12 protein-coding genes are annotated in these 13709 nt (G+C 69.3%); 4 read left to right on the top strand and 8 right to left on the bottom strand.

The features are described 5' to 3' along the window. Positions 1–73: 73 nt before the first annotated feature. Positions 74–979 (bottom strand): polyphosphate kinase 2, encoded by a 906-nt coding sequence (ppk2, locus tag JHD63_RS03600; RefSeq protein ID WP_198969288.1) that lies wholly within the window; start codon positions 977–979, stop codon positions 74–76. 119 nt (positions 980–1098) lie between these two features. Here ppk2 and JHD63_RS03595 point away from each other — a divergent pair, with 119 nt between their 5' ends. Then, positions 1099–2133: a transporter gene (locus JHD63_RS03595; protein ID WP_198969287.1), complete on the top strand. Its 1035-nt coding sequence runs from the start codon at positions 1099–1101 to the stop codon at positions 2131–2133. 44 nt (positions 2134–2177) lie between these two features. Here the strand turns inward: JHD63_RS03595 and JHD63_RS03590 are convergent, their stop codons facing one another. The 6 genes from JHD63_RS03590 to JHD63_RS03565 form a co-directional block, all read right to left on the bottom strand. Continuing rightward, positions 2178–3101, bottom strand: coding sequence for an ABC transporter permease (locus tag JHD63_RS03590; protein ID WP_198969286.1), 924 nt, complete (start codon positions 3099–3101; stop codon positions 2178–2180). Then, a complete protein-coding gene (locus tag JHD63_RS03585; RefSeq protein WP_198969285.1) occupies positions 3098–4144 on the bottom strand; it encodes an ABC transporter permease in 1047 nt (348 codons plus the stop codon). Before JHD63_RS03585 ends, JHD63_RS03590 begins: the two co-directional genes overlap by 4 nt. Continuing rightward, complete coding sequence (locus tag JHD63_RS03580) at positions 4134–5654, bottom strand: ABC transporter ATP-binding protein (protein ID WP_198969284.1); 1521 nt, start codon at positions 5652–5654, stop codon at positions 4134–4136. The genes JHD63_RS03585 and JHD63_RS03580 overlap by 11 nt, the downstream gene beginning before the upstream one ends. Further along, the gene (locus JHD63_RS03575; protein ID WP_198969283.1) at positions 5651–7030 is read right to left on the bottom strand and encodes an amidase; all 1380 of its coding nucleotides are present in this window, start codon (positions 7028–7030) and stop codon (positions 5651–5653) included. The genes JHD63_RS03580 and JHD63_RS03575 overlap by 4 nt, the downstream gene beginning before the upstream one ends. Positions 7031–7033: 3 nt before the next feature. Next, a complete protein-coding gene (locus JHD63_RS03570) occupies positions 7034–7963 on the bottom strand; it encodes a BMP family protein (protein ID WP_233167557.1) in 930 nt (309 codons plus the stop codon). A 297-nt stretch (positions 7964–8260) separates the two neighbouring features. Next, entirely contained in the window at positions 8261–9799 is a 1539-nt protein-coding gene (locus JHD63_RS03565) for a YifB family Mg chelatase-like AAA ATPase (protein WP_198969281.1), read from the bottom strand. Between the two features lie 306 nt (positions 9800–10105). Between JHD63_RS03565 and JHD63_RS03560 the strand changes: the two genes are divergently transcribed. Genes JHD63_RS03560 through amt form a run of 3 tightly spaced genes read left to right on the top strand, consistent with a single transcriptional unit; the run spans position 10106 to position 12649 of the window. After that, positions 10106–10831 (top strand): TorF family putative porin, encoded by a 726-nt coding sequence (locus JHD63_RS03560; protein ID WP_198969280.1) that lies wholly within the window; start codon positions 10106–10108, stop codon positions 10829–10831. Positions 10832–10860: 29 nt separating this feature from the next. After that, a complete protein-coding gene (glnK, locus tag JHD63_RS03555) occupies positions 10861–11199 on the top strand; it encodes a P-II family nitrogen regulator (protein ID WP_198969279.1) in 339 nt (112 codons plus the stop codon). Positions 11200–11227: 28 nt separating this feature from the next. Continuing rightward, a complete protein-coding gene (gene amt, locus JHD63_RS03550; protein WP_198969278.1) occupies positions 11228–12649 on the top strand; it encodes an ammonium transporter in 1422 nt (473 codons plus the stop codon). Positions 12650–12815: 166 nt separating this feature from the next. Here amt and JHD63_RS03545 read toward each other — a convergent pair whose 3' ends face one another. After that, positions 12816–13691 (bottom strand): IclR family transcriptional regulator, encoded by an 876-nt coding sequence (locus tag JHD63_RS03545; RefSeq protein ID WP_198969277.1) that lies wholly within the window; start codon positions 13689–13691, stop codon positions 12816–12818. Positions 13692–13709 lie beyond the last annotated feature (18 nt).

Genomic DNA, 13709 nt, shown 5'->3' with positions numbered 1-13709 from the left:
GCCAAATAGCGTTGTAGCCCAGGTGTTGCCTGGGTTGTGTGCTATGAATTTAATAGCATTTTGGGGGCTGCCTTCAATAGACCTCGGGCACGTACATCTCCGCCGGCACCGGCCGGCGCAGGTAATCCGCGTGCCGCACCCGCGCCGGCAGTTCGACCGCCGCGCGCTCCACTTCCTGGTAGGGCAGTTGCGACAGCAGGTGGGCGATGCAGTTGAGCCGCGCCTTCTTCTTGTCCACCGCCTGCACCACCCACCAGGGCGATTCGGGCGTGTGGGTGCGCTCCAGCATGGTTTCCTTGGCGCGGGTGTACTCCTCCCACAGCCGGCGCGACTCCAGGTCCATGGGGCTGAGCTTCCACTGCTTGAGCGGGTCGTGGATGCGGCCGAGGAAGCGCAGGTGCTGTTCCTCGTCGGTGATGGAGAACCAGTACTTCAGCAGCACGATGCCCGAGCGCATCAGCATGCGCTCGAAGTCGGGCACGGTGCGGAAGAACTCCTCGTACTCCGCGTCGGTGCAGAAGCCCATCACCCGCTCCACGCCGGCGCGGTTGTACCAGCTGCGGTCGAACAGCACGATCTCGCCGCCGGCCGGCAGGTGCGACACGTAGCGCTGGAAGTACCACTGCGTGCGCTCGCGGTCGTTGGGCGCGGGCAGCGCCGCCACGCGGCAGATGCGCGGGTTGAGCCGCTGCGTGATGCGCTTGATGACGCCGCCCTTGCCGGCCGCGTCGCGGCCCTCGAACAGCACCACCACCTTCTGCCCGGTGTGCTGCACCCAGTCCTGCAGCTTGACCAGTTCGCCCTGCAGCCGGAACAGCTCGCGGAAGTAGCTGCGGCGCGCCAATGCCTCGGCCTCGCCGGAAGGAGGGCCGCGCTCGTCCATCTCCAGTTCCAATTCTTCGTCGAAGCCGTCCATCAGGTCGGCCTCGAAGCGGCGCAGCACGTCGGCATGCAGGTCGGTGGCGGGGGAGAAGTTCATGGAGTGTCACACGCGCGGAAAGCGCCCATATTGCGCGCCGTGCGTGGCAGCCATGTGACAGGTGGCGCTCGGCTGTCACCGCCCTGTCACGCCGCCGCGGCAGCATGCGGGACTTCGCCATGCCCGCGCCTTCCCCTCTTCTCGATCCCGCCCTGCCGGTGTACGGCTCCGACAGCGCCGGCCTGATCTGCGGCTACCGCTTCACGCCCGGCGGCGCGGTGCAGGAGATCGACTCGGCCGCCGCCGCGCAGTGGCTGGCCGGCCGCCCGCGCGACGACCCGGCGCCCGGCTTCGTGTGGCTGCACTTCAACCTCGCGCATGCCGCCGCCGAGCGCTGGCTGCGGCGCCACGCGGGCCTGCCCGAGCCCTTCTTCGAAGCCCTGCGCGACGGCCTGCACTCCACCCGCATCGAGCGCGCGGACGATGCGCTGGTGGCGGTGGTCAACGACGTGCATTTCGACTTCTCCTTCGAGCCCTCGGACCTGTCCACGCTCTGGATCGGCGTGGACCGGCACCTGGTGGTGACCGCGCGCCATCGCCCGCTGCGCGCCGTCGACCAGTTGCGCCTGGCCACCCGGCGCGGCGAAGCGCTGCAGTCCAGCGCCGAACTGCTGGAGCGGCTGCTGCGCGCCCAGGCCGACGTGCTGGTGGACGTGGTGCGCGGCGTCACCCGGCGCATCGACGAGGTCGAGGACGAGTTGCTCGCCGGCCGCCTGGCCTTCAAGCGCGCCCGGCTGGGCGTGCTGCGCCGGCTGCTGGTGCGCCTGCAGCGCCTGCTCGCGCCCGAGCCGGCGGCGCTGTTCCGCCTGCTGCAGCACCCGCCCGACTGGCTGGACGAAGAGGCCGTGCAGGGGCTGCGCGAGTCGAGCGAGGAATTCTCGGTGGTGCTGCGCGACATGTCGGCGCTGCAGGAGCGCATCAAGCTGCTGCAGGAGGAGATCGCCGCCAGCGTGAACGAGGACAACAACCGCAGCCTGTTCGTGCTGACCGTGGTGACGGTGCTGGCGCTACCGATCAACATCCTGGCTGGCCTGTTCGGCATGAACGTCGGCGGCATCCCGCTGGCAGAACATCCGCACGGCTTCTGGATCGTGATCGGCATCGTGGTCAGCTTCACCGTGGTGGCGGCATGGGTTGCGTTTCGCAAGAAGTAGTCAAGGGCAATGCTGAACAGGTCCATCGCTGGCGCGGCGTCTACTCAGCGCTCGCCTTTCACGAACGGCCGCATCAGCGCCTGCGGCCCAATCGCCTTGCGCGCCATGGGCACCATGGCGGCAATCGCCAGCAAGTAGGGCGCCATCAGGAAGATCTGGTAGGGGATGCCGGGGAACAGCGTCTGCAGGCGCAACTGGTAGGCGTCAAAGCCGGCGTAGAGCAGGGCGCCCAGCAGCGCCAGGCCGGGCCGCCAGGCGCCAAACACCACCAGCGCCAGCGCCATCCAGCCGCGCCCCTGCACCATGTTGATGACGAAGCTGTTGAACGCGGCCGTGGTCAAGAATGCGCCGCCCAGCGCCATCAGCGCGCTGCCCACGGCCAGGCAGCCGTAGCGCACGGCGACCACGTTGATGCCCTGCGCCTGTGCGCCCTGCGGGTGCTCGCCCACCAGCCTTATCGCCAGCCCCAGCGGCGTGTGCCAGAGCACATAGGCCACCAGCGCCACCAGGGCCAGCGCCAGGTAGGTCGGGGCGGTGGCCGCCAGAAGCGGGTGGCCCAGCCACGGAAGGTCCAGGGGGGCAAAGGCGGTGATGGTGGGCGGCGTGGCCTTGCTCGGCACGGCAGTGCGGTAGACGAAGGACGCCAGCCCGGTCGCCAGCAAGGTCACGCCCAGGCCGGTCACGTGCTGCGACTGCGCCATGGTGATGGAGAACACGCCGTGGAACAGGCCGCACGAGGCCCCCACCAGCGCGGCAATCAGCCATGCCGTCCACAGGCCATGGCCGGCGTAGACGCAGTACCAGGCCGTCAGCGCCCCCACGGTCATGATGCCTTCGATGCCCAGGTTGACGATGCCGGCGCGCTCGCAGATCAGCTCGCCCAGCATGGCAAAGATGAGCGGCGTGGCAATGCGCAGCACAGCGGCCCACAAGGCGGTGGTCAGCAGGATGCTCAAGGACTCGCTCATTTCTTGATCCGGTAGCCCAGCAGGAAGGAGGTGCCCAGCATGACGAACAGTGACAGCGCCACCATCACATCGGCGATGTAGCTCGGCACGTTGAAGGCGCGGCCCATGGCGTCGGCGCCCACAAACACGGCGGCCACCACAAAGGCCGCCAGCGGCACGGCGCCCGGATGCAGGCGCGCCAGCATGGCGATGATGACGCCGGTGTAGCCAAAGCCGGGCGACAGGTCGCCGGTGACATAGCCGCGCAGGCCCATGACCTCGACCGCGCCGGCCAGCCCGGCCAGGCCGCCCGACCACAGCGCAGTCCAGATGGCGATGCGCGTGGTGGATATGCCGGCAAAGCGCGCCGCCTTGGCATTGAGCCCGACCGCGCGGCGCTGCAGCCCGAAGGACGAGCGCGCCTCCACCAGGGCCACCAGCAGCGCGCAGGCCAGCGCGATCAGCAGGCCCGCGTGCAGGCGGCTTTGCGCCATCAGCCGGGGCAGCATGCCGTCATCCACCAGCGGCGCGGTCTGCGGCCAGCCCATGGACAGCGGGTCGTGCATGGGCCCCTGTATCAGCAGCGACACCAGCAGTGCCATCACGAAGTTCAGCAGCAGCGTGGTGACCACGTCGTCCACATTCAGAAAGCGCTTGAGCAACGCCGGGCCCAGCAGATAGGCGCCGCCGGCTGCGGCCCCGGCCAGCAGCAGCGTGGGCAGCAGCAGCCACGACGGCAGGCTCAGCGCGCCGCTGCCCAGGGCCGCGACCGTCAGCGCGCCGGCATACAGCTGGCCTTCGGCGCCGATGTTCCACAGCTGCGCGCGAAACGCCACGGCGCAGGCCAGGCCGGTCAGGATGAGTGGCGTGCTGCGCGTCAGCACCTCGCTGATGGCCAGGCGCGAGCCGAATGCGCCCTTCAGCAGCGCCAGCCAACTGGCCAAGACCGGCGCGCCGGCGCCGTGGATCAGCAGCGAGCCCAGCGCCAGCAGCAGCAGGCAGGCGCCAACACCGCCGGCCAGCCACAGCGTGGCTGGCACGCGCTCGCGACGTTCAATGCGCATGGGGCTCTTTCGACTCACCCAGCATCATCAGGCCGATGCGTTGCAGGTCGTAGGGCGCGGCCATCGGTGCGGAAAGCCGGCCGCGCTGGATCACCACGATCTGATCCGCCAGGCCCAGGGCCTCGTCCAGGTCTTCGGTCACCAGCAGCACGCCGGCACCGCGCCCGCGTGCCTCCAGCAGGCGGGCGTGCACCTCGGCCACGGCGCCTTCGTCCAGGCCGCGCGTGGGCTGGCAGGCGACGATGAAGCTAGGCTCGGCCACCAGGCCGCGGCCGATGATGAGCTTTTGCATGTTGCCGCCGGACAGCAGCCCGGTGCGCTGCTCCGGGCCGGTACAGCGTATGTCGTAGTCGCGTATCAGCGCCGCCGTCTGCCGCCGCGCCGCGCGGCGCCGCAGCCAGCCCCAGCGCACGAAGCGCGGATCGTCCAGGTCTTCCAGAATGGCGTTCTCCCACAGGCGCAGCTCGCCCACCACGCCTTCTTCGTGGCGGTCTTCCGGGATACGGGCAACGCCTGCCGCATGCAGGCCTTTGGCCCGCGCGCGCCGCACCGCGCGGCCGTGCAGCGCAAGCTGGCCGCTGCCCGGCACGGCCAGGCCGCAGGCCAGGTCGATCACCGCCCGCTGGCCGTTACCGGCCACGCCCACCAGGGCCACGATCTGGCGCGCCGGCACCAGCAGCCGCGCCTGCTCCAGCAGCGCCTGGCCGCGCTTGTCGTGCAGGCCCACGTCGGTCATCTCGAAAACCGGCGCACCCGCGGCCAGCGCCTGGCGCGCGGGGCGCTGCACGCGGCGGCCCACCATCAGCTCGGCCAGGCTGGCGCGGTCCATGCTGCTGGCGGCGCGCTCGGCCACCAGCTCGCCAGCGCGCAGGATGGCCACGCGGTCGGCCACGCGCAGCACCTCGTCGAGCTTGTGGCTGATGAGGATCACCGACAGCCCGTGCCGCGCCATGCGCTTGAGCGTGTCGAACAGCGTCAGCGACTCCTGCGGCGTCAGCACCGCGGTGGGCTCGTCCAGCACCAGCACGCGCGCCTTGCGATAGAGCGACTTCAGGATTTCCACCCGCTGCCGCTCGCCCACCGACAGGCTGGCCACGCGCGCATCCGGGTCCACGCCGAGGCCAAACTGCTCGCCCAGCGCGCGCAGCGCCTCGCGTGCGGCACGCCGCGCCGTGGCTGGCCGCCAGAGGGATTCGGTGCCGGCCATCACGTTGTCCAGCACCGTGAGGTTGGGCGCCAGCGTGAAGTGCTGGTGCACCAGGCCAATGCCGGCCGCGATCGCCGCGCGCGGCGAGCCGGGCGGCAGCGCCTGTCCGAAGGCCTGCACCGTGCCGCTGTCGGCCACGTAGTGGCCAAACAGGATGTTGATGAGCGTGGTCTTGCCGGCGCCGTTCTCGCCCAGCAGCCCCAGCACCTCGCCCCTGCCCAGCTGCAGCGAGATGTCGCGGTTGGCATGGTGGTCGCCAAAGCGCTTGGTGATGCCTTGCAGCACCAGGGCAGGGGTGCTCATACGCTTGCCACCAGGGGCCAGGGGTGCGCCGTCTCCAGCCGCTGGGCCAGTGCCAGCAGCGCGGGCTCCTGCCCGATCGCGGCCACCATCTGTATGGCGAGTGGCCGCCCCCGCGCATCGCGCCCATGCGGCACGGAGATGGCCGGGCAGCCCGACGCATTGGCCAGCGCCGCAAACGGCGCGTAGTGGTCGAACTGCGCCAGGTGCTGGTCCAGATCATGGACATCGGCGCGCAGCGTGCCGATGCCGGGCAGCGCACGCGCCAGAGCGGGGGTCAGCAGGACGTCGATCTCGTCAAACAAGGCCGCCATGTCGTCGGTGGCGCGCGCCACCGCCACTTCGGCCAGCTGGTGCTGGCCCGCAGTCAGCGCGGCACCGCGCCGGGCCGCCGCCCAGGTGATCGGCTCCAGGTCTTGCGGCGCCGGCGCCAGCCATTCGACTGCGGCGGCCGCGCTGCGGCAGGCATAGGTGGCAAAGGCGCTTGCCGCGTCTGCGCATACCGATTGCAGTCGTGGCGCGGACAGCGGATGCACGGCATGCCCGGCCGATGCCAGAATGGCAGCCGCGCTGCTGGCCGCCGCGCGCCATTCAGCGTCCACCGCCACGCCTTGGGGGGCTTGCAGCAGCAAGCCAATGCGCTGAGGCCGTAGCAGCGGCAACCGCATCGGTGCCGGTTGACGAGTCGCCCAGTGCCACACCGCAGTGCTGTCACGCACGCTGCGCGTGATCACGAACTCGGACGCCAGGTTGCCAAACACATTGCCGTAATCGGGCCCACGCGCAATCGCGCCGCGCCCGGGCCGCAGGCCGAGCACGCCGCAGGCGGCCGCCGGGATGCGGATCGAGCCACCCGCATCCGTGGCATGCGCCACCGGCACGATGCCGGCCGCCACGGCTGCGGCCGCGCCGCCCGAGGAGCCGCCCGCGCTGAAGGCCGGCGCCCAGGGGTTGCGGCAGGCGGGCCCCACCAGCGGCTCGCTCGCCAGACTCAGGCCGAATTCCGGCACCGTGGTCTTGGCAAAGGGCACAAAGCCGGCGGCGCGCAGGCGTGCGATCAGCTCGCCATCCGCCGTGGCCGGCGCGGCCTGCCGCAAGGCGCGCGACCCGGCCAGCGTCGGCAGGCCGGCCAGCGGCGCGCCGAGATCCTTGACCACCAGCGGCACGCCGGCGAAGGGGGCGCCATGCGGTAGCTGTTCAATCGCCGCCCGCCCCAGGGGTTCGGCAAACTGGCTGATGGCGCCCAGGGCTGCTTGCAGGCGCTGGGCACGCTCGCAGGCCATGGTGAGCAGTGCCTGCGCCGTCACTTCGCCGCGCGCGACCGCCTGCGCCAGCGCGGAGGCATCCGCACTGGCGTAGTCCGCTTCTCGAAATGGCATGGATCAGGTGGGCTTGGCGTCGTTGACCGGCACCTTGAAGCTGCCCGCCTTGATGGCAGCGCGCCTGGCCAGCACCTGCTCCAGCGCGGGCGCGGGGATCAGCTTCTTGTCGTAGGTCAGGTCATTGCCGCCCTGCGCCATCATGCTGAACGGGCTGTAGTCCTTGCCCACGGGCTTGCCGGCCGCGGTGTCGGCCAGCGCCGCGTCCAGCGTGGGGCGGAAGTACCACATCGCGTTGGCAAACACGGTGCCGGGATAGCGCGGCATGTAGTCGAGCAGGGAGCCGATGGCCAGCTTGCCGCGCATCTTGGCGCCGTCGGCGGTGCCTATGCGCTCGCCAAACAGGATGTCGCAGCCGCCGTCGATCTGCGCCAGCGCGGATTCCTGCGCTTTCGGTGGATCGAACCAGGTGTTGATGAAGCCGCTCTGAAACACAAGGCCGGTCTTGACTTCGGAGGCCCCCAGCCGAAACGCGTTGATCAGGCGGTTGACCTCGGGGATCGGGAAGCCGCCCACCGCGCCCAGCTTGCCGGTCTTGGTCATGTGGCCGGCCAGCACGCCGCTCAGGTAGGCGGCCTCGTGGTTCCAGGTGCCAAAGGTGCCGAAGTTGCTGCCCTGCGGACCGCCGCTGGAGCCCATCAGGAAGTTGACCTTGGGGTATTCCTTGGCCACGGCGCGCGCGTCGCGCTCGGCGCCGTAGCTTTCGCCCACGATCAGCACGGCGCCGGCCTCGGCGTACTCGCGCAGCACGCGCGGGTAGTCGGTGTTGGAGACCGATTCAGAGAACACGTAGTCGATCTTGCCCTCCTGCGCGGCCTGCTTCAGCGCCTCGTGCAGGCGCGAGTTCCAGGCGTTCTCGACCGGCGAGGCATGCACGCCCGCCACCTTGGGCTTGCCGCTGGCGGCCCAGATGCGGGCGCTGATCAGCGGCAATGTGATTCCGACCGACAGACTCGCCACAACGCGGCGCCGGGACACTGTGGGCTCTGGCATGGAAACTCCAATCGGTGAGTTGCGGGCTGAGAAGCCGCTGCGTGCCAGCGGCGCATGCCGGTCGATAAGCAGGCAGTGTGCCAACCCGATCGCCATTGCAATGCAAGGACTCGCGTGCAGTCCCCACTCGATTTTGCCCAAATGGCCCAGCCTGAAGCAAGCGGTCAGGCCTGGCGCGGCGAACTTGGGGCGCAGATGGTGGCGCCGGCGTTCGGCGCGGGGATGCCGAGGGCGTGGTCAGCGCGCATGCAGCGCACGCCGGTACTGCATCGCCTCGGCCACGTGCGCGGCCTGCACCGTGTCGGCGGCGGCCAGGTCTGCGATGGTGCGGGCCAGCTTGAGCGTGCGGTGCGTGCTGCGTGCCGACCAGCCCAGGCGCGCCGCGGCCTTCTGCAGGAACTGGCGTGCGCCTTCGTCCGGCGCGGCGTGGGTGTCGATCGCCTGGCCCTGCAGCGCCTGGTTGGGCATGCCCTGGCGTGCCATGGCCCGCGCCCGTGCGGCGGCGGCACGCGCGCGCACCGGCGCAGTGGCTTCGGCGGCGCCGGCCTGCAACAGTTGCTCGGGGGGCAGCGCCGGCACTTCCACATGCAGGTCGATGCGGTCGAGCAGCGGGCCGGACAGCCGCCCCTGGTAGCGCGCCACCTGCTCGGGCGAGCAGCGGCAGCCGCGCAGCGGCGAGCCCAGGTAGCCGCAGGGGCAGGGGTTCATCGCCGCGATGAGCTGGAAGCGCGCCGGGAATTCCGCCCGCCGCGCGGCCCGTGCGATGGTGATCTGGCCGGTCTCCAGCGGCTCGCGCAGCGCCTCCAGCGCGGCGCGCGGGAATTCCGGCAGTTCGTCGAGGAACAGCACGCCATGGTGCGCGAGCGAGATCTCGCCCGGCCGCGGCGGCGAGCCGCCGCCCACCAGCGCCACGGCGCTGGCCGAGTGGTGCGGGCTGCACGTCGGGCGCCGGCCCCAGTGCTCGGGCAGGAAGCGGCCGGCCAGGCTGGCGATGGCGGCGCTCTCCAGTGCTTCGTCCAGCGTCATGTCCGGCAGCAGGCCGGCGAAGCGCTGCGCCAGCATGGACTTGCCCGATCCCGGCGGCCCGACCATCAGCAGGCTGTGCTGGCCGGCCGCGGCGATCTCCAGCGCGCGCCGGGCGCCGGCCTGGCCCTTGACGTCGGCCAGGTCCGGCGAGGGCGCGCCATTGGGCGCAGGGCTTGCCCGCACGCGGGTCCAGCCGCCCTCGTCGGGCAGGGCGGTGCCGGCGGCCGGCGCGGGCTGGAAGCGCTGGGCCACGTCCAGCAGGTGGAGCGCGCCATAGACCTCGCGGCCCGGCACCAGCGCCGCTTCCAGGGCACTCTCCTGGGGCAGCACCAGCCGGGGCGCCACATTGGTGCTGCGCCGCGTGGCCAGCGCCATGGCCAGCGCGCCGCGCACCGGGCGCAGTTCGCCCGACAGCGACAGCTCGCCCGCGAACTCCCAGCCCGCCAGTCGGCCGGCGTCCACCTGCCCGCTGGCGGCCAGGATGCCCAGCGCGATCGGCAGGTCGAAGCGGCCTGAGTCCTTGGGCAGGTCGGCCGGCGCCAGGTTCACGGTGATGCGCTTGCTGTGCGGGAAGTCCAGGCCTGCGTTCTGCAGCGCGGAGCGCACGCGCTCGCGCGCCTCCTTGACCTCCACGTCCGCCAGCCCCACCAGCGTGAAGCTGGGCAGGCCATTGGCCAGATGCACCTCGACGGTGACGGGCGTGGCTTCGAGGCCCTGCAATGCGCGGCTCTGAACGGTGGCGATGGCCATGACGAAAGGTTCCTCCGTGTAACAGCGCCTCCATTGTGCTGCGGCGGCGCTCGCCGGCGCGCCGCGACCCGCCGTTGTGCGCTCAGGCCCGATACTGGGGCGATGTCGGCTACTGCGCACCTTCAAGGTGCAATTGAAGGCTCTGCAAACGCCGTTTACGTTTTGTCTGCGTCCTTGTGGTGCGTTTTCTTCCTTTTCTTTATGCGCGAGGCAGGCGCTTGGTGCCACGATGGACAGTTGGCACAGTTCGTGCAGCCGTTGCTGTGGCAATTTGTCACGGCCCCATTTTTTTGGAGAAGAAGAGTCATGAAGAAAACCCTGCTGGCCCTTGCCGCCGCCGCCGCCTCTGTCACCGTGTTTGCGCAGACCGCGCCGGAGCCGGACTACACGCTCTCGTTCAACGCGGGTCTGGTGACCGAATACCGCTATCGCGGCATCTCGCAGAGCCGCTTCAACCCCGCCATCCAGGGCGGCATCGACTTTGCCCACAAGAGCGGACTTTACGTGGGCACCTGGGGCTCCTCCATCAAGTGGATCAAGGATGCGGGCGGTGACGCCGACGCCGAGCTGGACTTCTACGGCGGCTACAAGAACACCTACAAGGACTTCGGCTACGACTTCGGCGTGCTGCGCTACCAGTACCCGAGCGCCAAGCTGGCCGTGAGCCCGAACACCACCGAGATCTACGGCGCGCTGACCTACAGCGTGGCCACGCTGAAGTACTCGCACAGCGTGACCAACCTGTTCGGCTTCGCCGACAGCAAGAACAGCGGCTATCTCGACCTGTCGGCCACCTTCGACCTGGGCAACGGCTTCTCGCTGGTGCCGCACATCGGCCACCAGCGCGTGGAGAACAACAGCTTCTACTCGTACACCGACTATTCGCTGACGCTGGGCAAGGACTTCGGCAACGGCCTGTCCGCCACGGTGGCCCTGGTGGGCACCGATGCCGAGAAGGCCGGCTACGTCGCGCCCAACGGCAAATTCACCGGTCGCAACGGCGTCGTTGCGGGCATCAAGTACAGCTTCTGACAGCGCTTCACCCGTAGGGGATCCAGCCCATGAAAATCGTCACCGCCATCATCAAACCTTTCAAGCTCGACGAGGTGCGCGAGGCCCTGTCGGCCATCGGCGTGCAAGGCATCACGGTCACCGAGGTCAAAGGCTTCGGCCGCCAGAAGGGCCACACCGAGCTCTACCGAGGCGCGGAGTACGTCGTCGACTTCCTGCCCAAGGTCAAGATCGAGGCCGCCGTCTCCGACGATCTGGTCGAGCGCGTCATCGAGGCCGTAGAAGGCGCTGCGCGCACCGGCAAGATCGGCGACGGCAAGATTTTCGTGTACGCGCTGGAGCAGGTGGTGCGCATCCGCACCGGCGAGACCGGCCGCGAGGCCCTCTGAACCCGCATTGGACGAAAGAAGCACAAACATGAAAAAACTGCTTGCCTCCCTTTTGCTCGGCGCCAGCCTGATCGCAGGCGGCTCGATGGCCGTGGCGCAGACACCGACGCCGACGGCCGAGGCCGCGCCGTCCGTCTCCGCGCCGGCCGCGCCTGCGGCCCAAGCGCCTGCAGCGCCGGCCCCGGCGGCTGCCGCCGCTGCGCCCGAGGCGCCGGCCGCTGCGCCCACGCCCAAGCTCGACTCCGGCGACACCGCCTGGATGCTGACCTCCACCCTGCTGGTCATCCTGATGACCATCCCCGGCCTGGCCCTGTTCTACGGCGGCCTGGGCCGCTCCAAGAACATGCTGTCGGTGCTGATGCAGGTGTTCGTGATCTTCTCGCTGATCTCCATCCTGTGGGCCATCTACGGCTACAGCCTGGCGTTCGCGGGCGAGGGCTCGTTCTTCGGCGGCCTGGACAAGATATTCCTCAAGGGCATCGCCCCCGACACGCTCTCCGGAGCGCTGCCGACGATCCCCGAATACGTCTTCGTCGCGTTCCAGGGCACCTTCGCGGCCATCACCGTGGCGCTGATCGTTGGCTCCTATGCCGAGCGCATCAAGTTCTCCGCCGTGCTGCTGTTCTCGGTGATCTGGTTCACCTTCAGCTACGTGCCCATCGCCCACATGGTGTGGGGCGGCGGCCTGCTGGGCAAGGACGGCGCGCTGGACTTCGCCGGCGGCACCGTGGTGCACATCAATGCCGGTGTCGCCGGCCTGGTGGGCGCCTACATGCTGGGCAAGCGCCTGGGTTTCGGCAAGGAAGCCTTCACGCCGCACTCGCTGACGCTGACCATGGTCGGTGCCTCGCTGCTGTGGGTGGGCTGGTTCGGCTTCAACGCCGGCTCGGCGGGCGCCGCCAACGGCGTGGCCGGCCTGGCCTTCGTCAACACCGTGCTGGCCACGGCCGCTGCAACGCTGTCCTGGATCGTGGGTGAGGCGCTGCATCGCGGCAAGGCCTCCATGCTGGGCGCCGCCTCCGGTGCCGTCGCGGGGCTGGTGGCCGTCACGCCGGCAGCCGGGTTCGTCGGCCCGATGGGCTCGATCGTGCTGGGCCTGATCGCCGGCATCGTCTGCCTGTGGGGCGTGAGCGGCCTGAAGAAGATGCTGGGCGCGGACGACGCGTTCGACGTGTTCGGCGTGCACGGCGTGGGCGGCATCATCGGCGCCATCCTGACCGGCGTCTTTGCCGCGCCCAGCCTGGGCGGCACCCAGCCGGCGGACTTCGCCATGGGCCACCAGGTCTTCGTGCAGGTCAAGAGCGTGCTGCTGACCATCATCTGGTCGGGCGTAGTGTCCTTCGTCGCCTACAAGATCGTCGATCTGGTCGTCGGTCTGCGTGTCTCGGAAGAAGCCGAGCGCGAAGGCCTGGACATCACGTCTCACGGCGAAACGGCCTACAACCGTTGACGCGCGGCGCGCTGGCACGGCCCTTGCTGCAGTGCCAGCGCTGCAAGAGTTTTTGTAGCGAGAGTCTCCTTTGGATGTTGGGCCCGCAGCAATGCGGGCCCTTTTTTGTGCGCCCATCATGGGTGCCCTTCTGAGGGAGCAAATAGCTCGCCAGTGAAGGCCTGCCTCAGGCGTGAGGCAGGGCCCCGGCTTCCTTGTCGCGCTCAGCGAAACCGAGTGAACGACTCAATTCCATGGCGGCGCTGCACACGGCTGGAATTACAACGGTCGCGACTGTTTCGTCATCGAACACGTAGGAGGTTGCGGTTGCGTTGATTCCGGCAACGGCATTTCCGCGCGCATCCAGTATGGCTGCCGCCACTGATCGGATGCCTTCCTGGAATTCCCCGTCATTGAAGATGAAGCCTTGCTCGCGCGCCTGCCTCAAGTTGCGCCGAAGGGTTTTGGGGTCTACCGTTGACTTCGCAGTGTGCGCTTGAAGTGGCTGCGCGCCGATGATCTCGTCGAGTGCATCCTCCGACTGGTGGGCAAGCAGGATGCGCCCAATGGACGTAGCGTAGGCCGGTAGGCGCGACCCCACATGGATGTTGATCGCCGTGGGCAACTTGACCCTCGCCTGGGCGATGTACACCACTTCGCTGCTCTCTAGGATTGCCAAGTGGGCCGATGCAGCCACCTGCGTGCGCAGCCGATCGAGAACCGGCTGCGCCAGCTCGACCAGTGGGACACGGCTGAGGTATGCAAAGCCTAACTGCATCGATCTGCTCGTCAGGCGAAACGCCCGCCCTGATTCGTCACGCGCGAGGTACCCCAGCTTCTCAAGCGTGTGCACGAAACGAAACGGCTTGGTTCTGCTCCAGCCGAGGCTTGCGGCTATCTCGGACAGCGTCAAGGCAGGTCGATCGCCATCGAAAACATGCAAAACGGCCAACCCCTGCGCCAGGGCGTCGACCCAGTAGGGGTCTTTTGCGGGCGGCGGCGCCTCCTCACTCATCGGGCCTGCGCCTTCCGAAGGCAACTGCTCTTGTTTCTTGGGGACCATGGGTGTGAATTGGGATCG

Origin of the sequence: Xylophilus sp. ASV27 (genome assembly GCF_016428875.1) — a bacterium.
Classification (GTDB): Bacteria; Pseudomonadota; Gammaproteobacteria; order Burkholderiales; family Burkholderiaceae_C; genus Xylophilus.
This window is presented reverse-complemented; position numbering and strand designations above follow the sequence as displayed.